Source organism: Extensimonas perlucida, from assembly GCF_007655255.1.
Taxonomy (GTDB): Bacteria; Pseudomonadota; Gammaproteobacteria; order Burkholderiales; family Burkholderiaceae_C; genus Extensimonas; species Extensimonas perlucida.
In genome coordinates this window covers 275,049-299,614 of record NZ_VMYE01000001.1, presented here as the reverse complement: position 1 = coordinate 299,614, position 24,566 = coordinate 275,049, and the positions used below count along the sequence as shown (strand labels likewise).

19 protein-coding genes are annotated in these 24,566 nt (G+C 67.1%); 15 read left to right on the top strand and 4 right to left on the bottom strand.

The window, feature by feature from the left end; all coding sequences use genetic code 11:
• Positions 1-65 precede the first annotated feature (65 nt).
• The 5 genes from FK527_RS01610 (at position 66) to FK527_RS01590 (ending at position 9,919) form a co-directional block, all read left to right on the top strand.
• Positions 66-2,174: a transglutaminase TgpA family protein gene (locus tag FK527_RS01610; protein ID WP_144729004.1), complete on the top strand. Its 2,109-nt coding sequence runs from the start codon at positions 66-68 to the stop codon at positions 2,172-2,174.
• 15 nt (positions 2,175-2,189) lie between these two features.
• Positions 2,190-3,401: a lytic murein transglycosylase B gene (gene mltB, locus FK527_RS01605; protein WP_144729002.1), complete on the top strand. Its 1,212-nt coding sequence runs from the start codon at positions 2,190-2,192 to the stop codon at positions 3,399-3,401.
• Between the two features lie 323 nt (positions 3,402-3,724).
• Positions 3,725-4,918 (top strand): CaiB/BaiF CoA transferase family protein, encoded by a 1,194-nt coding sequence (locus tag FK527_RS01600; RefSeq protein WP_144729000.1) that lies wholly within the window; start codon positions 3,725-3,727, stop codon positions 4,916-4,918.
• A gap of 93 nt (positions 4,919-5,011) precedes the next feature.
• Positions 5,012-6,172, top strand: a complete 1,161-nt coding sequence (locus FK527_RS01595; protein WP_144728998.1) for an acyl-CoA dehydrogenase family protein — start codon at positions 5,012-5,014, stop codon at positions 6,170-6,172.
• Between the two features lie 240 nt (positions 6,173-6,412).
• Positions 6,413-9,919: an indolepyruvate ferredoxin oxidoreductase family protein gene (locus tag FK527_RS01590; protein ID WP_144728996.1), complete on the top strand. Its 3,507-nt coding sequence runs from the start codon at positions 6,413-6,415 to the stop codon at positions 9,917-9,919.
• Between the two features lie 11 nt (positions 9,920-9,930).
• Here the strand turns inward: FK527_RS01590 and FK527_RS01585 are convergent, their stop codons facing one another.
• A complete protein-coding gene (locus tag FK527_RS01585) occupies positions 9,931-11,151 on the bottom strand; it encodes a M20 aminoacylase family protein (protein WP_144728994.1) in 1,221 nt (406 codons plus the stop codon).
• A gap of 474 nt (positions 11,152-11,625) precedes the next feature.
• On the opposite strand from FK527_RS01585, the gene gshA reads away from it, so the two are divergent.
• From gshA to gshB, 4 genes are all read left to right on the top strand, one after another.
• The gene (gene gshA / locus FK527_RS01580) at positions 11,626-12,921 is read left to right on the top strand and encodes a glutamate--cysteine ligase (RefSeq protein WP_144728992.1); all 1,296 of its coding nucleotides are present in this window, start codon (positions 11,626-11,628) and stop codon (positions 12,919-12,921) included.
• Positions 12,922-13,074: 153 nt separating this feature from the next.
• Positions 13,075-14,946 (top strand): potassium transporter Kup, encoded by a 1,872-nt coding sequence (locus FK527_RS01575; RefSeq protein WP_144728990.1) that lies wholly within the window; start codon positions 13,075-13,077, stop codon positions 14,944-14,946.
• A gap of 177 nt (positions 14,947-15,123) precedes the next feature.
• Positions 15,124-16,311, top strand: coding sequence for a benzoate/H(+) symporter BenE family transporter (locus FK527_RS01570; RefSeq protein WP_144728988.1), 1,188 nt, complete (start codon positions 15,124-15,126; stop codon positions 16,309-16,311).
• A gap of 31 nt (positions 16,312-16,342) precedes the next feature.
• A complete protein-coding gene (gene gshB, locus FK527_RS01565) occupies positions 16,343-17,299 on the top strand; it encodes a glutathione synthase (protein WP_144728986.1) in 957 nt (318 codons plus the stop codon).
• Positions 17,300-17,309: 10 nt separating this feature from the next.
• Here gshB and FK527_RS01560 read toward each other — a convergent pair whose 3' ends face one another.
• The 3 genes from FK527_RS01560 to FK527_RS01550 are packed head-to-tail and all read right to left on the bottom strand — an operon-like array spanning position 17,310 to position 19,563.
• A complete protein-coding gene (locus tag FK527_RS01560; protein WP_144728984.1) occupies positions 17,310-18,083 on the bottom strand; it encodes a crotonase/enoyl-CoA hydratase family protein in 774 nt (257 codons plus the stop codon).
• A gap of 56 nt (positions 18,084-18,139) precedes the next feature.
• Positions 18,140-18,967 carry an SAM-dependent methyltransferase gene (locus FK527_RS01555; protein WP_144728982.1) on the bottom strand — a complete coding sequence of 276 codons (828 nt, stop codon included), beginning with the start codon at positions 18,965-18,967 and terminating at the stop codon, positions 18,140-18,142.
• Positions 18,964-19,563 (bottom strand): Maf family nucleotide pyrophosphatase, encoded by a 600-nt coding sequence (locus FK527_RS01550; protein WP_144728980.1) that lies wholly within the window; start codon positions 19,561-19,563, stop codon positions 18,964-18,966. Before FK527_RS01550 ends, FK527_RS01555 begins: the two co-directional genes overlap by 4 nt.
• Before the next feature lie 39 nt (positions 19,564-19,602).
• Between FK527_RS01550 and FK527_RS01545 the strand changes: the two genes are divergently transcribed.
• The 6 genes from FK527_RS01545 (at position 19,603) to fabG (ending at position 24,482) form a co-directional block, all read left to right on the top strand.
• Complete coding sequence (locus FK527_RS01545) at positions 19,603-20,178, top strand: YceD family protein (RefSeq protein WP_425460390.1); 576 nt, start codon at positions 19,603-19,605, stop codon at positions 20,176-20,178.
• Between the two features lie 241 nt (positions 20,179-20,419).
• Positions 20,420-20,602, top strand: a complete 183-nt coding sequence (gene rpmF, locus FK527_RS01540; protein WP_144728978.1) for a 50S ribosomal protein L32 — start codon at positions 20,420-20,422, stop codon at positions 20,600-20,602.
• Positions 20,603-20,704: 102 nt separating this feature from the next.
• Entirely contained in the window at positions 20,705-21,754 is a 1,050-nt protein-coding gene (gene plsX / locus FK527_RS01535; protein ID WP_144728976.1) for a phosphate acyltransferase PlsX, read from the top strand.
• Positions 21,751-22,728, top strand: a complete 978-nt coding sequence (locus FK527_RS01530; protein WP_144728974.1) for a beta-ketoacyl-ACP synthase III — start codon at positions 21,751-21,753, stop codon at positions 22,726-22,728. Before plsX ends, FK527_RS01530 begins: the two co-directional genes overlap by 4 nt.
• A gap of 54 nt (positions 22,729-22,782) precedes the next feature.
• Positions 22,783-23,733, top strand: coding sequence for an ACP S-malonyltransferase (gene fabD / locus FK527_RS01525; RefSeq protein ID WP_144728972.1), 951 nt, complete (start codon positions 22,783-22,785; stop codon positions 23,731-23,733).
• Complete coding sequence (gene fabG, locus FK527_RS01520; protein ID WP_144728970.1) at positions 23,730-24,482, top strand: 3-oxoacyl-ACP reductase FabG; 753 nt, start codon at positions 23,730-23,732, stop codon at positions 24,480-24,482. Before fabD ends, fabG begins: the two co-directional genes overlap by 4 nt.
• Positions 24,483-24,566 lie beyond the last annotated feature (84 nt).

The window sequence follows — 24,566 nt, the reverse complement described above, 5'->3', positions numbered from 1 at the left end:
GTAAAAATGCCTTTTTGATCTGGAAAACCAAAATAATTGGAATCTGACCCCAATTAACTTCTCTGATGTCTTCGACGTTTTTCGCCCTCTCCCGCCTGCCCCGCGAAGCGCGCGATACGCTGTTTCTGCTTGGCGTGGTGGGCTGGATCATCGTGCCGCTGATCCCCCACGTTCCGCCGTGGGCCAGTGCTTTCGCGGCGGCGCTGCTGCTGTGGCGCGCGGGGCTCGCGGGGCGGGGGCGGCCGCTGCCGGGGCGCTGGGTGCTGGGCGGGCTGCTCGCGCTGGCCGTGGCGGGCACGGGGCTTACGTTCAAAACGCTCGCGGGGCGCGATGCGGGGGTGACGCTGATCGTGCTGCTGCTCGCGCTCAAGACGCTGGAGCTGCGCGCGCGGCGCGATGCCATGGTGGTGTTCTTCCTCGGCTTTTTCACGCTGCTGAGCAATTTTTTGTTCTCCCAGTCGCTCCCCACCGCGGCGGCCATGCTGCTCGCGCTGCTGGGGCTGCTCACGGCGCTGGTGCAGGCACACATGCCCGTGGGCCGGCCGCCGCTCATGCTGGCCATGCGCACGGCGCTGCGTCTGATGCTGCTGGGCGCGCCGGTGATGGCGGCGCTGTTTTTGCTGTTTCCGCGCATCGCGCCGCTGTGGGGCCTGCCCAAGGACACGCTCGGGCGCAGCGGCCTTGCGGGTGACATGCAGGTGGGGCGCATCGCCGCGCTCGCGCTCGACGACGGCATCGCGCTGCGCGTGCGCTTCGACCTGCCCAATGGCAAAACGCCGCCGCAAAGCGCGCTGTATTTCCGCGGCCCGGTGCTGGCGAGCTTTGACGGGCGCACCTGGCGGCCGCTCGACGACATGGCTCAAGGCGGGCCGTGGCGACGTATATCCAGCCCCGCGGCGCTGCAGGTCAGCGGCGCGCCGCTGCGCTACGAAGTCACGCTGGAGCCGCACCAGCAAAACTGGCTGCTGCTGATCGACGCCGCGCCTGCGCCACCCGGCTTGCCCGAAGGCTTTCAGGCCGCCATGTCACCCGAGCTGCTGTGGCGCACGAACCGGCCCGTGATGAGCGTGTTGCGCTATCGCGCCGAGAGCTATCCGCAGTTTCGCCACGGCCCGCTGCAGCGCAACGCCACGCTCAACGCCTATACCGAGCTGCCGGCGGGCTTCAACCCGCGCACGCTCGCGCTCGCGGCGCAGCTGCGCACGCAGACGCCGGTGGCGCCCGGCGCCGACCCGGCCCCTGCGCTGGTGCAGGCGGCGCTCGCGCGCCTGCGCACGGGCGGCTACCGCTACACGCTGGAGCCGGGGGTGTTTGGCACGCACAGCGCCGACGAGTTCTGGTTCGACCGCAAGCAGGGTTTTTGCGAACACATCGCCTCGGCCTTCGTGGTGCTGCTGCGCGCCATGGGCCTGCCCGCGCGCATCGTCACCGGCTACCAGGGCGGCGAGGTGAACCCCGTCGATGGCTACTGGACGGTGCGCCACAGCGACGCGCACGCCTGGACGGAGGTCTGGCTCGCGGGCCAGGGCTGGGTGCGCGTCGATCCCACGGCCGCCGTCGCGCCGGGGCGCGTGGGCAGCTTTGCGCGCCTGCAGGCCCCCGCCGGCGCCTTCGCCACGGCCGTGAACACCGTCATCAGCCCCGGCATGGTGCAGCAGCTGCGCGCCGTCTGGGAGGCGATGAACAACGGCTGGAACCAATGGGTGCTCAACTACACGCAGGGCCGCCAGCTCGACGTGCTGCGCGCGCTGGGCTTCGACGCGCCCGCGTGGCCCGACCTGATCCGCCTGCTCGGCGCGCTGCTGGCCGCAGCCGCGCTGGGCGGCGCCGCCTGGACGCTGTGGGAGCGGCGCCAGCACGACCCCTGGCTGCGCCTGCTCGCACGCACGCGCCGGCGCCTCGCGCGCGCGGGCCTGCCGCTGCCCGCGCACCTGCCGCCGCGCGCCATGGCCCGCGCGGTGCAAGCACACTTCGGCCCCGCTGCCGCGCCGCTCGCGCAGTGGCTGCAGCAGCTGGAGCAGCTGCGCTACGCTGCGCCGGCGCCAGGCGCGGCGCAACAGCCCACGCAAACCCTGCGCACGCTTGCCCGCACATGGCGCCGACTGCCCTGGCCGCGCCCGCAGCCGCGCCACGAGCGCCGCCAGCGCCACGAGCGCCGCGACAATGGCGGCTGAACGATTCCCGCCACCATGCCAAAGATCCCCTGGATTGCACTTCTTTCGATAGCTGCTTGCGCTGTATCCATCAGCACAAACGCCCAAAAACACCTGAACATTGCCGCCGACGATCTGCGCGCGGTGCAAGCTACGCCGCAGCCTGCTCCGGCGGCAGCACCCACTTCTGCGCCCGCTTCTTCCCCCGCCTCTGCGCCCGCTGCCTCCCCCGCTTCCACACCAGCAGTTTCCACCGCTCCCGCCCCCTTCGCCCCGGCTTCAGCCCTCGGCAACTACGCCGCCCGCCCTGACGCCCTCGCCTTTGCCGACGACCTGGCCGCGCGCCGCGGGCTAGACGCCGCCTGGGTGCGCGCGGCGCTTGCGCAGGCGCGTTACCTGCCGCAACTGCCCAAACTCGTGCTGCCGCCCCCGCCGGGCAGCGCGGTGAAGAACTGGCAGGTTTACCGCAGCCGCTTCGTCGAGCCCGTGCGCATCCGCGCCGGCGTGCGCTTTTGGCGCCGCAACGCCGCCACGCTCGCGCGCGCCGAACGCGAATACGGCGTGCCTGCGCAGGTCATCGTCGGCATCCTCGGCGTCGAAACCATTTACGGGCAGCAAATGGGCACACTGCGCGTGCTCGACACGCTGAGCACGCTGGCCTTCGACTTCCCCGCCGAGCACCCGCGCGCGGCCCAGCGCCAGGCCTACTTTCGCGGCGAGCTCGAGCAATTCCTGAGCCTGTGCAGCCACACCGACACCGACCCCACCGAGCCGCGCGGCAGCTACGCGGGTGCCATGGGCATGCCGCAGTTCATGCCCTCGAGCTGGGTGCGCTGGGCCATCGATTACGACGGCGACGGCCGCGTGGACCTGAGCCACAGCGCCGCCGACGCCATAGGCTCGGTGGCCAACTACCTGGCGGGCCACGGCTGGACGCCCGGCATGCCCGCGTACTACGCGCTGCAGTTCGACCCGGCACACCTGCAGCTCGACGCCCTGCTCGCGCCCGACATCCTGCCCAGCTTCAGCGCCGCGCAGATGCAGACGCAGGGCGTGCTGCTCGACGCCGCAGGCCAGGCGCACGAGGGCATGCTCGCGCTGATCGAGCTCAAAAACGGCGCTGCCGCGCCAAGCTATGTCGCCGGCACGGGTAACTTCTACACCCTCACGCGCTACAACTGGTCCAGCTACTACGCCATGGCCGTGCTCGCGCTCGGGCAGGCCGTGGCGCAGGCCTATGGCCGCTGACGCTCCTATAAAAGAAGCTATCAGCGCTTGATGGGTAAGCGCTAGAGCCATTTTTTGTTCTAAACCCGCAACCCCAGCCGAGCGTCGCGCACACGCTGAGGGCGGCAAACAGCTGCGCATCCATAGGGACTAACCCGCATACGCTCGCACCCCAGCGGTGGCACTATTTGTCCGAACAAGCAGACAAGGTGACCGGGCGCAGGCTGCTGTCATACGCATCCCCCACACCTTGCCCGGGCTTGCCTTGCGCCGCGCGCCGGCGCATGGGCCACGTCCACGGGCTGCGCCACACCCCACGGACAACCACAGAAAAACGCCCCTCCATGCTCGAAAACGTACTCTCCGGCTACCGCGTCATAGACCTCACGCAAAACGTCGCTGGCCCTTTTTGCACGCAAATCCTCGGCGACATGGGCGCCGAAGTCATCAAGATCGAACGCCCCGGCGCGGGCGACGACACGCGCGCCTGGCCGCCGCTCTTTCCCTCGGGTGACTCGGCCACCTACGCGGCACTCAACCGCAACAAAAAAAGCGTCTGCATAGACCTCGACCAGCAAGCCGGCCAGGCGCTCGTGCGCCAGCTCCTGGGCACGGCCGACGTGTTCGTGCATTCGCTCAAACCCGGCAGCGCCGAGGCGCGCGGCCTGGGCGAGCAGACGCTGCGCGCGGCCCAGCCGGGGCTGATCTACTGCGCCATCAGCGCTTTCGGGCAGGTGGGCCCGCTGCGCTCACTGCCCGGCTACGACCCCGTGATGCAAGCCTTCACCGGCATCATGAGCGTGACCGGCAACGAAGGCGACGACCCGGTGCGCGTGGGCCCCTCGGTGATCGACCTGGGCACCGGCATGTGGGCCGCCATGGGCACGCTCGCGGCCTTCTTGCAGCGCAGCCGCACCGGCCAGGGTGCCTGCGTCACCGCGAGCCTGCTCGAAACGGCAATGTCCTGGATGTCGCTGCTCACCGCGATGTTTCTCGCCTCGGGCGCTTTGCCCAAAAAGATGGGCTCGGCCATGACCTCGATGGCGCCATACGAGCTGTTCAAGTCCGCCGACGGCATGGTGTTCATCGCCGCAGGCAACGACCGCCTGTTCGCCAACGCCTGCGCCGCGCTCGAATGCCCCGAGCTCGCCACCGACCCGCGCTTTGCCACCAATGCCCAGCGCACCACGAACCGCAAGGCTTTGCACGAGGCCATCGAGCAGCGCACGCAGCTGCTGCCCACCCAAGAAATCGTCGCGCGCCTGCGCCGGCACGGCGCACCCTGCAGCGAGATGCACAACATCGCCCAGATGATCCAGCACGAACAGGTGCAGGCCATGCAAATGCTCAAAGACCTGCCCTTGCCCAAGGTGCCCGAGCACCGCGCCATGGCCTTGCCGCTGGCGCTGGACCACCAGCGCAGCCAGCAATGGGCGCCCCCGCCAGCGCTGGGCGCGCACACGCTCGAGGTGCTGCAGGGCCTGGGCTGCAGCGACGCGCAGATCGCGGCGCTGCGCGCGCAGGGGGTGATTGCCTGACATTGCCTGCCGCGGCACACCAGCAGCCGCGCCACGCGCCCTCTCCTTTCTCTTGGCCCCACGCTTTTTGATCCATTTCCTGAGAGCCATTTCATGAATTTCGACTACACCGACACCCAAAACGAAATGCGCGCCGCCGTGCGCGCGCTATGCCAGGAGTTTGGCGACGAATACTGGCGCCGCCTCGACGAGCAGCACGCCTACCCTGAAGAATTCGTGCAGGCGATGACCAAGGCGGGCTGGCTCGCGGCGCTGATCCCTGAGGAATACGGCGGCTCCAACCTCGGCATCCTCGACGCGAGCCTGATCCTGCAGGAGGTCAATCGCTGCGGCGGCAACGGTGCCGTGTGCCACGCGCAGATGTACACCATGGGTTCGGTGCTGCGCCACGGCAGCCCCGAGCAAAAGCGCAAATACCTGCCGCGCATCGCCGACGGCAGCCTGCGCCTGCAGGCCTTCGGCGTGACCGAGCCTGACGCAGGCTCGAACACCATGCGCATCAAGACTTTTGCGCGCAAGGTGCCGGGCGGCTATGTGATCAACGGGCAAAAAATCTGGACTTCGCGCTTCATGCAGTCCGACCTGTACCTGCTCATCACGCGCACCACGCCGTATGAAGAAGCCAAGCGCAAGACCGACGGCCTCACTCTGTTCCTCGTGGACATCAAAAAGGCCGGCTCCGCGTTGCAGGCCAAGCCGATCCGCACCATGCTCAACCACCACACCAACCAGGTGTTCATCGACAACCTCGAAGTGTCGGATGACGACCGCATCGGCGAGGAAGGCAAGGGCTTTTACTACCTGCTCGACTCGCTCAACGCCGAGCGCATCATCGCCACGGGCGAAATCCTCGGCAACGGCCAGTGGCTGGTCGAACGCGCCTCGCGCTATGCCGGCGAGCGCGTGGTGTTCGACCGCCCCATAGGCGCGAACCAGGGCGTGCAATTCCCGATCGCGCGCGCCCACATGAACCTCGAAGCCGCCGAACTCATGCGCAACAAGGCCGCGGCACTGTTCGACCAGAACCGTCCCTGCGGCCCCGAAAGCAACATGGCCAAGTACCTCGCAAGCGAAGCCGCCTGGGAGGCCGCCGAGGCCGCCATGACCACCTACGGCGGCTTTGGCGTGGCCTGCGAATACGACATCGAGCGCAAGTGGAAAGAAACACGGCTGTTTCGCACCGCGCCGATCTCCAACAACCTCGTGCTCGCGCAAGTGGCGCAGCACCAGCTGGGCATGCCGCGCTCGTATTGATCGAGGCCAGCCCTAGGAGCCTGTCGGACTTTGGAATCGTCGGCTGCGAATGCGCCGCAGCGGCCCATTTTTTACCGTCTTCTTGCCCCATAGCACCACTATGGGGCGGCGAATCCGGCAAAAACTGGCCTCGCCGGGGCGCATTCTCGCTATCGACGCCCAAAGTCCGACAGGCTCCTAGGAGCAATAGTTCGGCATCGAAACCGATCCGGCATCCGCCGCCACCCTGAGGAGCCATCCATGACTCACACGCTGCCACTCCGTCTCGACGCTTCGCTCGACGACAAATACACCCTCACCGAGGGCTGGGCCTACATGACCGGCACGCAGGCGCTGGTGCGCCTCGCGCTCGACCAGCGCCGACGCGACGTGGCCGCCGGCCACCACACCGCGGGCTTCATCTCGGGCTACCAGGGTTCGCCGCTCGCGGCGATCGACGGCGCGCTGCGCAAGACGAGCAAGCTGCTGCAAGAGAACCACATCGTCTTTCGCCCCGGCGTGAACGAGGAACTCGGCGCCACCTCGGTGTGGGGCTCGCAGTACGTGAACATGTTCCCCGGCGCGAAATACGACGGCGTGTTCGGCCTCTGGTACGGCAAGGGGCCGGGGCTGGATCGCGCGATGGACGCCCTGCGCCACGCCAACTGGGCCGGCACGAGCCGCCTGGGCGGCTCGCTCGCGCTGGTCGGCGACGACCACGGCGCCAAGTCCTCCACCGTGGCCTGCTATTCCGACATCGCGCTCGAATCGCTGGGCATGCCCGTGCTCTACCCGAGCAACGTGCAGGAGATCCTCGACTATGGCCTGCACGGCATCGCCATGAGCCGCTACAGCGGCGCCTGGGCCAGCCTCAAGCTCGTCACCGACGTGGTCGAGAGCGCGAGCGTGCTGCAGCTCTCGCCAGAGCATCCGCACATCACCCTGCCAGACGCGGACGCGACGTTTGATACCGAGCGCTGGATCCAGCCCGCGAGCCTGGCGACCATCCTGCCGGCCGAAGAAACGCTCTACCACCGGCGCCTCTACGCTGCCCTCGCCTACGCGCGCGCCAATGGCATCAACCGCATCACGCACGATGCGCGCGAGGCGTGGCTGGGCATCGTCTGCGCGGGCAAAACCTACCACGAGGTGCGCAAGGCCCTCGCCAACCTGGGCCTGGACGCAGAACGCGCGCTGGCAGCGGGCGTGCGCGTGCTCAAGCTCGGCATGGTCTGGCCCGTCGATCCGGAAATCGTGCGCCAGTTCGCGCGCGGGCTGCGCACCGTGCTCGTGGTCGAAGAAAAGCGCCCGCTCGTCGAAGACCAGGTGCGCTCCATCCTCTACGGCGCACCCGACGCGCCGCGCGTGTTCGGCAAGGTGCGCACGGGGCATTTGTTCGACGCCAGCCCGGCCTGGCTTTTTCCCAACGCAGGCGAAATCAACGCCCTCATGGTCACGCGCGTGCTCAGCCAGGTGCTCGCCGAACGCGACCCGAGCTTCGCGAACTGGCAGGCGCCGCCCAACACGGTTGCGCTGCAAAGCACGCCAGCGGTGCGCCGCACGCCGAGCTTTTGCTCGGGTTGCCCGCACAACCGCTCGACCAAGCTACCGCCCGGCAGCCGCACGCTCGGCGGCATAGGCTGCCATGGCATGCAGCTGATCCTCGATCCGGCCAATTGCAAGACCATCTCGCAAATGGGCGGCGAGGGCGCGCAGTGGGTGGGCCAGCAGCCCTTCACGCAAGAGCGCCACGTGTTCGCCAACCTCGGCGACGGCACCTACGCGCATTCGGGCTCGCTCGCCATCCGCCACGCGGTGGCCGCGGGTGTGCCCATCACCTACAAACTGCTCGCCAACGGCTTCGTCTCCATGACCGGCGGGCAGCCCATCAGCGGTGGCCAAACCGTGCCGCAAATGGTCGAAGCCCTGCGCGCCGACGGCGTGCAGCGCATCGCGGTAGTCACAGACGACCTGCAAAAGTATGCGGGCGTGCAGTTCCCCGCCGGTGTGCCGCTGCTGCCGCGCAACGAAATGGAGCGCGTGCAGGCCGAGATGCGCGAGTTTCCGGGCGTCTCGGCCATCATCTACGAGCAACCCTGCGCCACCGAGCGCCGGCGCCTGCGCAAGCAAGGCCAATGGGAAGATCCGCCCAAGCGCAGCTTCATCCACAGCGCCGTGTGCGAAGGCTGCGGCGACTGCGGCAAGGTTTCCACGTGCCTCTCCATCGAGCCGCTGGACACCGAATTCGGGCGCAAGCGGCGCATCAACCAATCGACCTGCAACAAAGACTTCAGCTGCGTCGAAGGCTTTTGCCCGAGCTTCGTCACCGTACACGGCGGGCGCCTGCGCAAACCCGAGAAAAGCGCCACAGCGCCGCAGCGCTTCGACGTGCCCGAGCCCGAGCACGCGCCGCTCACGGCACCGGTGCACGTGCTCGTGGGCGGCATTGGCGGCACCGGCGTCGTGACCATAGGCCAGGTGTTGGCGATGGCGGCTTATGTCGATGGCACGCCCTGCCTCTCGCTCGACGTGATGGGCCTCGCGCAAAAATACGGCGCGGTCTATTCGCACCTGCACTTCGCGCCGAGCGCCGAGCAGCTCACGGCGCCGCGCATAGGCCCCGGCGAGGCCGACACGCTGATCGGCTGCGACCTGATCGTCGCCTCGGGCGACGAGCCCGTGTCCATGCTCGCGCCCGGGCGCAGCCGCGCCGTGCTCTGCAGCGAAGTCACGGCCACGGCCGAATTTGCGCGCAACCCCGACTGGGACGCCAGCCCCGAGCAGCTCATAGAGCGCGTGCGCCGCGTCACCGGCGACGCGACCACGCTGGTCGAAGGCCAGCGCCTGGCGGTAGCGCTGCTCGGCGACGCGATCGCCTGCAACATGCTGATGGTGGGCGTGGCCTGGCAGCGTGGGCTGCTGCCGCTGTCGCTCGCTGCCATCGAGCGCGCGATCGAGCTCAACGGGGTGTCGGTCGCCATGAATCGCGAGGCCTTCCACTGGGGCCGCTGCATCGCGCACGACCCGGCCCGCGTCGAGCGCATGGTCTCGGGCGCGCAGGTGATCCAGTTCCGGCCGCGCCACGCGCAACCGAATCTCGAAGAAACCATCGCGCGCCACGTGGCCTATTTGACCGAATACCAAAACGCCGCCTACGCCAAGCGCTATCAAAACTTCATCGCTGAAGTGCAGCGCGCCGACACACAAGCTGCGCATAAACAAGCGCTGAGCCTGGCCGTGGCGCAAAGCTACTTCAAGCTGCTCGCCACCAAGGACGAATGGGAGGTGGCACGCCTCTACACGCTGCCGAGCTTTCGCGCAGAAATCGAGCAGACCTTCGAGGGCGACTACGAACTGCACTTTCACATCGGCGGCGGCCCCTTCGCCAAGACCGACCCCCAAACGGGTAAAGCCGTCAAGCGTGAAGTCGGTCCGTGGCTCCTGCGCGCGTTCACCGTGATGGCGCGCCTGCGCGGCCTGCGCGGCACACTGTTCGACCCCTTCCGCCACGGCGCCGAGCGCAAGCTCGAACAAGCGCTGCTCGCCCAGTATGAGCAAGACCTGCGCACGCTGCTGCCCAGGCTGAATGCAGACAACTACACGCAGGTGGTGGCTTTCGCCGCGCTGCCGCAAAAAATTCGCGGCTTTGGCCATGTCAAACTGGCGAACGCCCAGGCTACTGCAAGCGAGCGCGAACGGCTGCTGCAGGCGCTGGCCATTCAGGCCACTCCCGCCCCAGTGGCGCAAAGTCTGACGCGGGCTGCATAACTCTCCGCCTCTCACTCCGCCGCGGGCAGGGGCATGGCCTGCTCGATCAGGCTGGCGTGCAGGGCGGCGCCAAGGGGCAGGATTTCGTCGTTGAAGTCGTAGCGACTGCTGTGCAAGGTGCCGCCACTGGCGGCACCTCCTTGCCCCAGGCGCAGATAGGCCCCGGGCTTGAGCTGCAGCATGAAGGCAAAGTCCTCCGCCCCCATGCTGGGCTCGAGATCACGCACCACGTGGTCGCCCCCCACGAGCGATTCGGCCACCTGGGCGGCGAAAAGGGCTTCGCTTTCGGTGTTGATGGTGGCTGGATAGATGCGCTCGTACTGCACCGTGGCAGTGGCGCCCAAGCCCAGCGCCACGGCGCTGCACATTTCCTTGAGGCGCTTTTCCACCATTTCCTGCACCTCGGGCTTGAAGGTGCGCACCGTGCCCACGAGGCGCGCCTTGTCAGGCAGCACGCTGAAGGCCCCCAGATCGCCCGCCTGCATGGCGCACAGACTGAGCACCGCGCTGTCCATGGCCCGCACGTTGCGCGCGACGATGCTTTGCGCCGCGGTGATGATGTGCGCCGCCGCCAGCACCACGTCCACCGCCTGGTAGGGGTGCGCGCCATGCCCGCCCCGCCCGGTGATGTCTATGGTGATGCGGTCTGCCGCGGCCATCATGGGGCCAGGGCTCAGGCCCACCGTACCTGGCGGCAAAGCCGGCCAGTTGTGCATGGCAAAGATAGACTGCACCGGAAAGCGCTCGAACAAGCCATCCTCTATCATCGCGCGCGCACCGGCGTAGCCCTCTTCGCCAGGCTGAAACACCAGCACCGCAGTACCGTCAAAATTGCGCGTCTGCGCGAGGTAGCGTGCTGCGCCTATCAGCATCGCCGTGTGGCCATCGTGGCCGCAGCCGTGCATCAGGCCCGACTTGCACGACTTCCAGCCAAACTCGTTGTGCTCGACCATGGGCAGAGCGTCCATGTCGGCGCGCAGCCCCACCATGCTGCCGCTGGAGTGGCCACGCCCGCGCACCACCGCCACCACACCGGTGCGGCCTATGCCGTCGTGGATTTCATCGACGCCGCACAGCTTGAGCGCCTCTTTGACGCGCGCGCTGGTATAGACCTCCTGAAACCCCAGTTCAGGGTGCGCATGCAGGTCGCGGCGCAGCGCCGTCAATTCGGGGTGGTACTGCGCAATCTGCGCAAATGCACGTCCGCCGATGCGCAAACGAGGGGCTGACATTTCGATCTCCTGATTCGTTAGCTGTCTGTTGAGTTCTAGGAGCCGGTCGGGCTTTGGGCGTCGATCGCGAGAATGCGCCCCGGCGAGGCCAGTTTTTGCCGGATTCGCCGCCCTATAGTAGTGCTATGGGGCAAGAAGACGGTGTTCTCGAAGATCGGCGAAGCCAAAAATGGACCGCTGCGGCGCATTCGCAGCCAACGATCACAATCCGACAGGCTCCTAGCTGGTCACCTTGTGGACCCGCACCAAGTACCTGGGAGCCTGTCGGACTTTGGGCGTCGATAGCGAGAATGTGCCCCGGCGAGGCCAGTTTTTGCCGGATTCGCCGCCCCATAGCGGGACTATGGGGCAAGAAGCCGGTGAAAAGTGGGCCGCTGCGGCGCATTCGCAGCCGACGATTCCAAAGTCCGACAGGCTCCTAGGCGCGAGCGCGGCACCTACAATCGTCGGCGTCCCGTCTGACGAAGAGCATCCATGGTCCCGCACCTCATCACGGCCCTCACGGGGCCGATCAACGAACTCGAGCAACGCATGCTCGACGCCATGCCGGCCATAGAGCGCTGGTTTCGCCTCGAGTGGATGGAGCACACGCCGCCGTTTTACACCTCGGCCCATTTGCGCAACGCTGGCTTCAAGCTCGCGCCCGTGAACACCAACCTGTTTCCGCGCGGGTGGAATTTTCTCTCGGAAGACATGCTGCCGCTGGCCGTGCAGGCAGCGATCGCCGCCATCGAAAAGATCTGCCCCGAGGCGCGCAATCTGCTCATCATTCCCGAAAACCACACGCGCAACCTGTCTTACCTTGCCAACCTGGTGCAGTTGCAGCGCATCTTCCAGCGCGCGGGGCTGAACGTGCGCGTGGGCTCTATCGACCCCGGCGTCAAAAAGGCCACGCGCATCGAGCTGCCCAATGGCGACACCGTGGTGCTCGAGCCCGTGATGCGCACGGGTGGGCGGCTCGGGCTCAAGCACTTCGACCCCTGCACCATCTTGCTCAACAACGAGCTGGCCACGGGTACGCCCGGCATCCTCGAAGACCTGTACGGGCAATACCTGCTGCCGCCGCTGCATGCAGGCGCGACGGTGCGGTGCAAGAGCAAGCATTTCAGGTGCTACGAGGAAGTGGGCAAACGCTTTGGCAAGATGTTGGGCATAGACCCCTGGCTGATCCACCCAATTTCCGCGCCCTGCGAAGACGTGGACTTTGTCCAGGGGGCGGGGATGGAGCGCCTGCAGACCGAAGTCGATGCGCTACTCACCAAGGTGCGGCGCAAATACAAGGAATACGGCATCCACGAAAAGCCTTTCGTGATCCTCAAGGCCGATCAGGGCGCCTACAGCATGGGAGCGATGCCCGTGCACGACGCCAAGGAGCTCGAAGCGCTGAACCGCAAGGCGCGCAGCAAGATGGCCGTCACCAAGGACGGCATGCCCGTGCAGGCCGTGCTGATCCAGGAGGGCGTGCCCACGCAGGAGCGCGTGCACGAGTCCGCGGCCGAGCCCGTGGTCTACACGATGGACCGCTACGTGATCGGCGGCGTTTACCGCGTGCACCCCGAGCGCGGCACGAACGAAAACCTCAACGCGCCGGGCGCGAGCTTCGTGCCGCTGGCGTTCACGCACGGCACGCAAATGCCCCAGCCCGGCGTGCGCCCGGGCACCAGCGCGCCCAACCGCTTTTACATGTACGGCGTGGTCGCGCGCCTGGCCATGCTCGCGGCGAGCTACGAGCTCGAAGCCACCGACCCCAACGCCGAGGTCTATGACTGAAGGTGCGGGAGGCCGACACATGGGCCTGTCGGGGCAAAGTTGCCGCAGCGCAACAGGGCCGCTCAGACCATGCCACATGCCTGGGCTGAGGGCACAATCAGCGCCTTCGATGTAACGAAACCCTGCCGAGCCTGCGGGCGCGGGGGTCTATCTGTGCAAAGCTCGAAATCCTCCCTTGCCGCGCTCACGCTCGGCGCCGTCGGCATCGTTTATGGCGATATTGGCACCAGCGTGCTCTACACCATCAAAGAGGTGTTCGGCGCCGGCCATGTGCCCTTTACCCACGCCAATGTGTACGGCGTTCTGTCCATCGTGTTCTGGACGCTGACCGTCATCGTGTCCATCAAATACGTCGTGCTGGTGCTGCGGGCCGACAACCACGGCGAGGGCGGCCTGGTGGCCATGCTGGCCCTGGCGTCGCAGGCGGTGCGTGACAAAGCCCCGGCGCTGCGCAAGTGGATGCTTCCCATAGGCATTTTTGGTACCTGCCTGTTTTATGGTGATGGCGTCATCACCCCCGCGATCACCGTGCTGTCCGCCGTGGAAGGGCTGGATGTGGTGTCCCCCACGTTCAAGAAAGCCGTGATTCCGCTGACGCTGGTGATCTTGCTGGCCTTGTTTTGGGTACAAAAGCGTGGCACGGCAGGCATTGGGCGTTTTTTTGGGCCCGTCATGGTGGTGTGGTTCCTCGCCATTGCGGCGCTGGGCATCTACCACATCGCCGGGCACCCCGAAATTCTGTGGGCGCTCAGCCCGCATTACGCGGTGGGCTTCATCGGGCGCCAGCCCGGCACGACCTTCATCATCCTGGGGGCGGTGGTGCTGTGCGTGACCGGGGGCGAGGCGCTGTACGCGGACATGGGGCATTTTGGGCGCAAGCCCATTCGCGTGGCCTGGTTTGGACTGGTCATGCCCTGCCTGACACTCAACTACTTTGGCCAGGGCGCTTTGCTGCTGACCGAGCCCGAGGCGGTGGCCAACCCGTTTTTCCACATGGCGCCCGACTGGATCACGCTGCCGCTCGTGGGGCTGGCCACCATGGCGGCCGTGATTGCCTCGCAAGCGCTGATTTCAGGTGCCTTCAGTGTCACCAAGCAGATCATCCAGCTGGGCTACCTGCCGCGCTTGCAAGTGCAGCACACCAGCACCAAGGACACGGGGCAAATCTACCTGCCCTTCGTGAACTGGAGCCTGTTCGTCATGATCGTGCTGGCGGTGGTGCTGTTTCGCTCCTCCAGCAATCTGGCCGCGGCCTATGGCATTGCGGTGACGCTGGACATGCTCATCACCACCGTGCTGACCTTTTTCGTCGTGCGCTTCGGCTGGGGCTACCCCCTGTGGATGTGCGTGGGCGCGACGGGGTTTTTCTTTTTGATCGACCTGGCCTTTTTCAGCTCCAACCTGCTCAAGCTGATCGATGGCGGCTGGTTCCCCTTGCTGATAGGGGCGGCGGTCTTCACCCTGATGAGCACCTGGAAGCGCGGACGAGAATTGCTCAACCAGACCTTGCGCGAAATCTCGGTGGACTTGAAGTCCTTCCTCGATTCCGTGTTTGTCAATCCGCCCGCGCGGGTGCCCGGCACCGCGGTATTCTTGACCGCGCAGCCCGGCATCGTGCCGACGGCGCTGATGCACAACCTCAAGCACAACAAGGTGCTGCATGCGCAGAACCTGTTCGTCACCGTGTGCAACCACGAGGTGCCCTGGATCGGTTTGGACCAACGCCTGGAGATCGAACCGCTAGGGCACGATTGCTGGCAGGTCATCGTGCACTACGGTTTCAAGAACGACCCCGACTTGCCCCGCGCGCTGAGTTTGCTCGAGGGCCGCGGCGTGGACCTGAACCCCATGAGCACGAGCTACTTCCTCTCGCGCGACATCGTCACCCCCACGCTGGGTTCGGGCATGGCCCCTTGGCGCGAAAAGTTGTTCGCGCAAATGCACCACAGCGCCACGGCGGCGGCAGAATTCCTCCACCTGCCCAGCAACGCCGTCGTCGAACTCGGCTCCAAAATCGAGATTTGATTTTGAGCATTTTTGGCCGTTTGCGCGCTACCATCAAGCGCTATCAGCTATAAATAACGTAGTAATGGGGCCTTGGGCGGCGCTCCACCCACGCTTGGCGAGTGTTCGACACGCGCGGCGGCGCTCCCTGATTGCCCTGCCCTGCACGCCCGCGCCGGCGATGCCAGAATCGCGGCCATGCAGTTTTTCAAAGACCTCAGCCTCTCGGCCGTGACCGCGGGCTTCGTGGCCATGCTCGTGGGGTTCACGAGTTCGGTGGCCATCATCTTCCAGGCCGCGCAGGCGCTGCACGCCACGCCGGCGCAAATCACCTCGTGGGTTTGGGCGCTCGGGCTGGGCGCGGGGCTGTGCACGCTGGTGCCCTCGCTGCTCGTGCGCATGCCGGTGATGGTGGCCTGGTCCACGCCGGGGCTCGCGGTGATCGCTACGGCCGGGCTCGAAGGCGGCTTCGACATGGCGCAGGCCGTGGGCGCGTTTCTGGTCTGCGCGGTGCTCATGACGCTCGCGGGCGCGACCGGCTGGTTCGAGCGCGCGATGAACCGCATTCCCATGGAGATCGCCTCGGCGCTGCTCGCGGGCGTGCTCGCGCGCTTCGGGCTGCAGGCCTTTACTGCGGCGCAGACGGCGCTGCCGCTGGTGCTGCTGATGCTCGGCGGCTACCTGCTCGCGCGCCGCTTCGTGCCGCGCTACGCGGTGGTCGTGACGCTGGCCGTGGGCGTGGCCTGGGTGCTGCTGCGCGGCGAGCTGGCCTGGGCCAGCGTGCATCTGGAGCTCGCGCGCCCGGTGTTCACCGCACCCGTGTTCAGCCTCTCGGCCACCATCAGCCTCGCGGTGCCGCTGTTCATCGTCACCATGGCTTCGCAAAACCTGCCCGGCGTGGCCGTGATCCGCGCGACGGGCTACAAAATCCAGGTCTCGCGCCTCATCACGCTCACGGGCCTGGCCACCGTGGTGCTCGCACCGTTCGGCGCGCACGCGCTCAACCTGAGCGCCATCACCGCCGCCATCTGCATGGGCCCCGAGGCGCACCCAGACCACGCCAAACGCTACACCGCCGCCGTCGCGTGCGGCGTGTTTTACGTCGTCGTGGGCCTGTTTGGCGCGATCATCACGAGTCTGCTCATGGCCTTCCCGAAAGAGCTGGTCGCGGCGATTGCGGGCCTGGCGCTGCTGGGCACCATTGGCAACGGCCTGGCCGTGGCGCTGCGCGAAGAGGCGCACCGCGAGGCCGCGCTCATCACCTTCCTCGTCACCTTGAGCGGCGTGGCCCTGGCCGGCGTGGGCTCGGCCTTCTGGGGCGTGGCTGCGGGCAGCCTGGCGCTGCTTGTGCAGGGCTTCCGAAGCGGCCATGCGGCGCGCGGCTGACCTTCGTTTCATTCATTTTTCCTCTCTCACCATGCACCTGCTGTTCATTGCCGACCCGCTCGAAACCTTCAAGATCGCCAAAGACACCACGTTCGCGATGATGCGCGAGGCGCAGCGCCGCAGCCACACGCTGGCCGTGTGCGAGCCCAGCCAGCTTTCATGGCGCAGCGGCGCTCGCGTGCACGCGCAGGTGCGCGAGCTGACGCTCACGGGCCGTGCCGATGACTGGTTCACGGCGCAGCCGCCCCGTCCGGCAGCGCTGGCCGACTTCGACGCCGTGCTCATGCGCAAAGACCCGCCCTTCGACAGTGAATACTTCTACGCTACGCACCTGCTCGAGCAGGCCGAGCGCGAAGGGGCGCGCGTCTTCAACAAGCCCCGCGCGCTGCGCGACCACCCCGAAAAGCTCGCGATCATGGAATTCGCGCAGTTCAGCGCGCCCACGCTGGTCACGCGCGACGCGCAGGAGATCCGCGCCTTCCACGCCGAGCACCAGGACATCATCCTCAAGCCGCTCGACGGCATGGGCGGCATGGGCATTTTCCGCGTCGGGCCCGACGGCCTGAACCTGGGCAGCATCACCGAGACGCTGAACCGCCACGGCGCGCAGACCGTGATGGTGCAAAAATTCCTGCCCGAGATCGTGCAGGGCGACAAGCGCGTGCTGCTCATCGGCGGCGAGCCCGTGCCCTATTGCCTGGCGCGCATCCCGCAGGGCAGCGAGGTGCGCGGCAACCTCGCCGCGGGCGGCAAGGGCGTGGCCCAGCCGCTGTCCGAGCAAGATTGGCGCATCGCGCGAGCGCTCGCCCCCATCCTCCATGCGCGCGGTCTGCTGCTCGCGGGCGTGGACGTGATAGGTGCGTGCGTCACCGAAATCAACGTCACCAGCCCGACCTGCTTCCAGGAAATCCACGCCCAGACCGGCTACGACGTGGCGCGGCGTTTCATCGACGCGCTCGAGGACGCTGCTGCATCGCCGGGCCGATAGGCCAGAGCGGTCACTCCGGTTTGCCGTGGCGCCCAGCGCCCGCGGCAAAACGCGCGGCGCCGGCTACGCCCTCGGCCAAAACCACGGGCGCACCGCGCACGCCCTCGGCGCGCAGCGCCTCCTCGAGCGGCAGGCTCCATTGCGCATACGCCGAGGCGCGGTCGATCAGCATGCATTGCTGCGGGAACGCAGCAATCTGCCGTGCGAGTTCCTGCGCCGCGGCCAGCGCGCCGCCGACGGGTGTGACGCGGTTGACCAACCCCATCGCGAGCGCCTCCTGCGCCGAGACCCCGCGCCCCGTGAGGATCAGGTCCAGCGCGCGCCCCATGCCCACGATGCGCGGCAGGCGCACCGTGCCGCCGTCGATCAGCGGCACGCCCCAGCGCCGGCAGGCTGCTCCTAGCTTCGCGTCCTCGTCGGCCACGCGCAAATCGGCCAGCAGCGCGAGTTCGAGACCGCCGGCCACCGCGTAACCGTTGATCGCCGCGATCAGCGGCTTGCGCAGCGCCATGCGCGACGGCCCCATGGGCCCGCTGCCGCTGCCATCGGGCGTGACCTCGTTGCGCAGCTGCGCGTCGCCCATCGCCGCCAGATCGGCCCCGGCGCAAAAATGCCCGCCCGCCCCCTGCAGCACGGCCACGCGCAATTCATCGTCGGCCTCGAAGCGCTCGAACGCTGCGCGCAAAGCCTGCGCCATGGGCCGGTGCACGGCATTGCGCTTGTCGGGGCGGTTGAGCGTGATCGTGGCGATCGGCGCGGCAGCTTCGAAGAGGACGTCGGGCATGGGGACTCCTTGGTGCGACGAGGGGATTTTGCACGCGGCTGCGCGTTCGCGCTTTCTCAGACGCCGATGCCAAAAACCGTGGGCGTGCGCGGCCCGGGCGGGCTGGGGTCGCGGCGCCAGTCGGCCACGGATTTGCAGGCGATGCGCGCATTTGGCAGCGTCAGGCCGCTTGCGAGCGCCAGCCGCGTGCGCGGCTGCAGGGTTTGCAAGAGCGCCTGCCAGAGCGCGGTGTTGCGGTAGGGCGTTTCGATGAAGAGCTGGGTCTGCCCGCTTTGCAGGGCGGTGGCCTCGAGGGCGCGGATGCGCTGGGCGCGTGCGCTCGCATCCTGCGGCAGGTAGCCCGTGAAGGCGAAGTTCTGCCCGTTCAGGCCGCTGGCCGCGAGCGCAAGCAGGAGCGAGACGGGGCCGACCAAGGGGCACACCGGCACGCCCAGCGCATGCGCGGCGCGCACCACCGAGCTGCCGGGGTCGGCCACGGCGGGCATGCCGGCTTCGCTGACCAGGCCCAGGTCGTGCCCGGCGAGGGCGGGCGCGAGCAGCGCGCGCGCATCGAAGGCGGCCATGCCCTGCGCACCGTGGTCGCCCTTTTTGTGTACGGCGCGCGGCAGCTCGGTGAGGTGCTGCTGCTGCAGCGGCGCTGCCAAGGGGTAGAGCGCAGCGACGCGCGCAAGGTAGGCGCGCGTGCTTTTGGCGTTTTCGCACACCCAGTGCGTGAGGTGCGCGGCCACCTGCAGCGTGCCTGCGGACAGCACGCTGTCGAGCGGCACCTGGCTCGCGCAGCCGAAGTCGAGCGGCGCGGGCACCAGGTACAGCGTGCCCGGCGCCGTTCGCGCAGCTTCGGCAAAGGTGCCGGCGTTGGGCGCGTGGCTGCTGGGAGTGCTCATGGCAGCGTCAACCCAGCCGCGCGCAGCAGGCGGCAGGTGTGGATCAGCGGCAGGCCCACGAGCGCCGTGGGGTCATCGCTCACGATGGCGTCGAGCAGCGCGATGCCAAGGCCCTCGCTCTTGGCGCTGCCCGCGCAGTCGTAGGGCTGCTCTGTGCGCAGGTAGCGCTCGATTTCATCGTCCGAGAGCGTGCGAAAGCGCACTTCCACGGTCGCGAGCTCGGTCTGCGCAAAGCCCGACGCGGCGCAAACCACGGCGACGGCTGTCTGGAACAGCACCGTGTGCCCACGCATCTGGCGCAGCTGCAGGGTGGCGCGCTCGTGCGTGCCGGGCTTGCCCAGCGGCTGGCCATTGAGGTCGGCAACCTGGTCCGAGCCTATGACCAGCGCCTGCGGGTGCTGCGCGGCCACGGCCTGCGCCTTGGCATGCGCCAAACGCAGCGCCAGGTCGCGCGGCGACTCGGCGGGCAGCGGGGTTTCATCGACTTCGGGGGCGGACACGGTGAACGGCACGCGCAGGCGCGCAAGCAATTCGCGCCGGTAGCGCGAGGTGGAGCCCAGGACCAATGGGCGTTCTGCGGCAAGGGGGATAGGCATGGGGCGCGATTCTCTTACACTGGCGCGATGGAAAAGCCAATGCGCAAGCCAATGGACAAGGAAGCGGGCCAGGGGTTCTCTGCCGATAGCCTGGACGTACGGACCTTCGCCCAGGCCGGTGGGCAACTCGCGGGACGCGATTCACTCCTGAAATATGAGCGGCTTGCGCTCGATACACAAGGGCCACGCCCCGATTTGTTTGTGGATTGGCGGGCCGAGGGCAGCGTGCGCAAGGCGCTGGGCGGCGTGGCGCAGGTCTGGCTGCAGCTGCGCGTGCACGCCACGGTACCCCTGCAGTGCCAGCGCTGCCTCACGCCCGTCGATGTGCCGCTGGTCGTGGAGCGCGCATTTCGCTTCGTCGCCGACGAGGCCACGGCCGAAGCGCTCGATGAGGGCTGCGAAGAAGACCTGCTGGTGATGAGCCGCAGCTTCGACCTGCGCGCCCTCATCGAGGACGAGTTGATCCTCGCGCTGCCGCTCGTGCCGCTGCACGAACATTGCCCAGTGGCCGTGCCCATGGCCAGCAGCGACCCGGATTTCGACGCTGCGGGCGACGACAAGCCCCATCCTTTTGCCGCTTTGGCGGGTTTGCGCAAAGACCACGGCAATCAGTGAAGGAAAACGCAAAAGTGATGCAAAACAAAGCGGCGCAGCTATAATGCCAGGCTTCGCGCGAATTGCCCTTGGTTTTTATCCCAAGGACGGCAGGCGGATGGGGTCACTGGTGACGTTTGCCCGGTGGCCCGAATCTGTGGCTTGCACGCGCTTTGCGGATGTCCGGCTGCATCAGGGACCTGATGGGGAACAGATCGGCTGACCGCATATTTACCAACCCTGTTCCAGACCAGGAGCCATCATGGCCGTTCAGCAAAACAAAAAATCTCCTTCCAAGCGCGGGATGCACCGTTCGCACAACGCCCTGAGCGTGCCGGGCATCGCTGTCGAGCCCACCACGGGCGAAATCCACCTGCGCCACCACATCAGCCCCAACGGTTTCTACCGCGGGCGCCAGGTGCTCAAAAATAAATCCGAACTCTGATTTTCGTTTTCGGCGCAAAGCCCGTTGCTACTATTGACGTAGCGCGGGCTTTTTTGTGAACCTTTCCTTTTCTGGCCTGTATGCGGGCCGCAGCGGATTTTCATGATCACCCTGGCTGTTGACTGCATGGGCGGTGACCACGGCCCGCCCGTCACGCTTGCGGCGTGCCGGAAATTTCTCGAGCGCCACGCGGACGCGCGCCTGTTGCTGGTCGGTCTGCCAGACAGTCTGCGTTCGTTCGCGCACGAGCGCGCCGCCATGGTGCCCGCGAGCGAGGTCGTCACCATGGACGACCCCATCGAGGTCGCGCTGCGCAAGAAAAAAGATTCGTCCATGCGCGTGGCCATCCAGCAGGTCAAGGATGGCACTGCCGCTGCGGCCGTTTCAGCGGGCAATACGGGCGCGCTGATGGCGATCGCGCGCTACCTGCTCAAAACGCTCGAAGGCATAGACCGGCCTGCCATCGCCACCCAGATGCCCAACGCCAAGGGTGGCGCGACCACGGTGCTGGACCTGGGTGCAAACGTCGATTGCTCGGCCGAGCACCTGTTGCAGTTTGCTGTCATGGGCTCGGCCCTGGTATCGGTGCTGCAGGGCGGCGAGCCCACGGTGGGCTTGCTCAACATCGGCGAAGAAGCCATCAAGGGCAGCGATACGATCAAAAAAGCCGGTGAATTGCTGCGATCTGCGGCCAATTCTGGTGATCTGCTCTTCCAGGGAAACGTCGAGGGCAACGATATTTTCAAGGGCACGGTCGATATCGTGGTGTGTGACGGTTTCGTGGGCAACGTCGCGCTCAAGGCCAGCGAAGGCGTTGCGGCGATGATCGTCGATGGCCTCAAACAAGAGTTTGCGCGCAACATCTTCACCAAAATTGCTGCCATCGTCGCCTATCCTGTCCTGAAGGCGCTCATGAAGCGCATGGACTACCGACGCTACAACGGCGCCGCGCTGCTCGGGTTGCGCGGGCTTGTGTTCAAGAGCCACGGCTCCGCCGACGCGTTGGCTTTCGAACAAGCGCTCAACCGCGCGTATGATGCGGCCCGAAACAAACTGCTCGACCGCGTCCAGGCGCAGATCGCCCATGCAGCGCCCTTGTTGCTGCCCGTGGAGCCTCTGGCATCCGGCGCGGCGGCGATGACCCGATCATGACCCTGTATTCCCGCATCACCGGCACCGGCAGCTATTTGCCGCCGCGTCGCCTGACCAACGCCGATCTCGTAGCCGACCTGGCGCGGCGTGGCATCGAAAGCTCCGACGCATGGATCGTCGAGCGCACCGGCATCCGCGCGCGCCACTTCGCCGCGCCCGAAGTCACGAGCAGCGATCTGGGCGTGGAGGCCGCGCGCCGTGCCCTGGAGGCCGCCGGCCTGCAGCCGCAGGACCTAGACCTGATCATCGTCGCAACATCGACGCCGGACATGGTTTTCCCCTCGACGGCCTGCATCTTGCAAAACAAGCTCGGCGCCAACGGCTGCCCGGCCTTCGACGTGCAGGCGGTGTGTACGGGCTTCATTTACGCGCTCACGGTGGCCGATGCGATGATCCGCGCGGGCAATGCACGGCGCGCGCTCGTGATCGGTGCCGAGGTGTTCAGCCGCATCCTCGACTTCAACGACCGCGGCACCTGCGTGCTGTTCGGTGACGGCGCGGGCGCGGTGGTGCTCGAAGCCTCCGAAACCCCCGGCATCCTAGCGAGCGACTTGCACGCCGACGGCAAATACGTCGATATCCTCTGCGTGCCGGGGCATGTGTCGGGCGGGCAGGTGATCGGCGACCCGCTGCTCAAGATGGACGGGCAGGCGGTGTTCAGGCTCGCCGTGGGCCTGCTCGAAAAAGCCGCGCACGCCACGCTCGGCAAGGCCGGGCTGCACGAGGCCGACATCGACTGGATGATCCCTCACCAAGCCAACATCCGCATCATGCAGGCCACGGCCAGGAAGCTCAAACTGCCCATGGACAAGGTAGTGGTCACGGTCGATCAGCATGGCAACACCTCTGCGGCCTCGATCCCGCTCGCGCTCGACCAGGGCGTGCGCACGGGCCAGGTGCAAAAAGGCCAGACGCTGCTGCTCGAAGGGGTGGGCGGCGGCTTCACCTGGGGCGCGGTTCTCCTGAAGTTGTAGCTGCTAGTGGTTGCTGCATCTGCGTAAAAGCCGTTTTTCATTCAAATAGCTGCCATGAAATCTTTTGCCTTCGTATTCCCCGGCCAGGGCTCGCAAGCCGTGGGCATGCTCGATGCTTGGGACGCGCATCCCGCCGTGGCGCAAACCCTGCAGGAGGCGAGCGCCGCGCTGGGCGAAGACATAGGCCGTCTGATCAAAGAGGGCCCCAAAGAAGCGCTCGCGCTCACGACCAACACGCAGCCCGTGATGCTCGTCGCGGGTGTCGCAGCCTGGCGCGTCTGGCGTGCCGAGGGCGGCGCGCTGCCGGCGGCTGTGGCCGGGCATTCGCTGGGCGAATACTCGGCGCTGGTGGCGGCGGGCGCGCTCACGCTCGCGCAGGCCGCGCCGCTCGTGCGCCTGCGCGCCGCTGCGATGCAGGAGGCCGTGCCCGTGGGCGCGGGCGCGATGGCGGCAATCCTGGGCCTGCCCGCCGACAAGGTGGTGGCAGGCTGCGCGCAGGCCACGGCCGCCTTTGACGCGGGCAGCGCCGAAGTGGTCGAGGCCGTGAACTTCAACGATCCGATCCAGACCGTGATCGCCGGCACCAAGGCCGCGGTGGACAAAGCCTGTGAATTGCTCAAGGCCGCAGGCGCCAAGCGCGCGCTGCCGCTGCCGGTGTCGGCGCCGTTCCACTCCAGCCTCATGAAGCCTGCTGCCGAAAAGTTGCGCGCCGCGCTGGCGCAGGTGCCGCTCGCGGCGCCGCAAATTCCCGTCGTGAACAACGTCGACGTGGCCGTACAGCAAGACCCTGACGCGATCCGCGACGCGCTCTACCGCCAGGCCTTCAGCCCCGTGCGCTGGGTCGAGTGCGTGCAGGCGCTCAAGGCGCGCGGCGTGACGCATGTCATCGAATGCGGCCCGGGCAAGGTGCTCGCGGGCCTGACCAAGCGCATAGACCCCGCGCTGGTCGGCGCGGCTTTGTACGATCCGGCCACCTTGGCCGAAGTGCGGGAGTTGCTGGCATGACGACCTCTGAAACTTCCCCTGCCGCGCAGGTGGCGCTGGTTACGGGCGCCTCGCGCGGCATAGGCGCGGCGATCGCGCACGAACTTGCCGCGCGCGGCTACCAGGTGATAGGCACGGCCACGACCGACGAGGGCGCGGCGCGCATCGGCCAGGCGCTGTCGGCCTACGCGGGCTGCCACGGCGTGGCCTGCAACGTCAACGATGCGGCCGGCGTCGAGGCGCTGGTCGATGGCATCGTCAGGCAGCACGCCGGCCTGCATGTGCTCGTGAACAACGCCGGCATTACGCGCGACACTCTGGCCATGCGCATGAAGGACGAGGACTGGGACGCCGTCATAGACACCAACCTCAAGGCCGTGTTCCGCCTTTGCCGCGCCGTGATCCGCCCGATGATGAAGCAGCGCTTCGGGCGCATCATCAACATCACCAGTGTGGTCGGGGCCTCGGGCAACCCGGGCCAGGCCAATTACGCTGCCGCCAAGGCCGGCGTCGCGGGCATGACGCGCTCGCTCGCACGCGAACTCGGCAGCCGCGGCATCACGGTGAACTGCGTCGCGCCGGGCTTCATCGAGACCGACATGACGGCGCACCTGCCCGAAGAGCAGCGCAAAGCATTGCAAGCACAGATCGCCGCCGGGCACCTGGGCAAGCCCGCCGACATCGCGCATGCCGTGGCCTACCTCGCGTCCGCGGGTGCGGGTTACGTGACGGGGCAGGAGCTGCACGTCAACGGCGGCATGTATATGTAACACGGCCAACAGCCAGAGCAAGCCAACTTCCAGCCGCATCGTCCGTACGGCAGGCTGCGCGCAAACGATGTGTTTCGTGCAGCT

Coding starts and splice junctions, on each gene's coding strand:
- FK527_RS01610 (WP_144729004.1), top strand. CDS start 66: ATGTCTTCGACGTTTTTCGCCCTCTCCCGCCTGCCCCGCGAAGCGCGC.
- mltB (WP_144729002.1), top strand. CDS start 2,190: ATGCCAAAGATCCCCTGGATTGCACTTCTTTCGATAGCTGCTTGCGCT.
- FK527_RS01600 (WP_144729000.1), top strand. CDS start 3,725: ATGCTCGAAAACGTACTCTCCGGCTACCGCGTCATAGACCTCACGCAA.
- FK527_RS01595 (WP_144728998.1), top strand. CDS start 5,012: ATGAATTTCGACTACACCGACACCCAAAACGAAATGCGCGCCGCCGTG.
- FK527_RS01590 (WP_144728996.1), top strand. CDS start 6,413: ATGACTCACACGCTGCCACTCCGTCTCGACGCTTCGCTCGACGACAAA.
- FK527_RS01585 (WP_144728994.1), bottom strand. CDS start 11,151: ATGTCAGCCCCTCGTTTGCGCATCGGCGGACGTGCATTTGCGCAGATT.
- gshA (WP_144728992.1), top strand. CDS start 11,626: ATGGTCCCGCACCTCATCACGGCCCTCACGGGGCCGATCAACGAACTC.
- FK527_RS01570 (WP_144728988.1), top strand. CDS start 15,124: ATGCAGTTTTTCAAAGACCTCAGCCTCTCGGCCGTGACCGCGGGCTTC.
- gshB (WP_144728986.1), top strand. CDS start 16,343: ATGCACCTGCTGTTCATTGCCGACCCGCTCGAAACCTTCAAGATCGCC.
- FK527_RS01560 (WP_144728984.1), bottom strand. CDS start 18,083: ATGCCCGACGTCCTCTTCGAAGCTGCCGCGCCGATCGCCACGATCACG.
- FK527_RS01555 (WP_144728982.1), bottom strand. CDS start 18,967: ATGAGCACTCCCAGCAGCCACGCGCCCAACGCCGGCACCTTTGCCGAA.
- FK527_RS01550 (WP_144728980.1), bottom strand. CDS start 19,563: ATGCCTATCCCCCTTGCCGCAGAACGCCCATTGGTCCTGGGCTCCACC.
- FK527_RS01545 (WP_425460390.1), top strand. CDS start 19,603: ATGCGCAAGCCAATGGACAAGGAAGCGGGCCAGGGGTTCTCTGCCGAT.
- rpmF (WP_144728978.1), top strand. CDS start 20,420: ATGGCCGTTCAGCAAAACAAAAAATCTCCTTCCAAGCGCGGGATGCAC.
- plsX (WP_144728976.1), top strand. CDS start 20,705: ATGATCACCCTGGCTGTTGACTGCATGGGCGGTGACCACGGCCCGCCC.
- FK527_RS01530 (WP_144728974.1), top strand. CDS start 21,751: ATGACCCTGTATTCCCGCATCACCGGCACCGGCAGCTATTTGCCGCCG.
- fabD (WP_144728972.1), top strand. CDS start 22,783: ATGAAATCTTTTGCCTTCGTATTCCCCGGCCAGGGCTCGCAAGCCGTG.
- fabG (WP_144728970.1), top strand. CDS start 23,730: ATGACGACCTCTGAAACTTCCCCTGCCGCGCAGGTGGCGCTGGTTACG.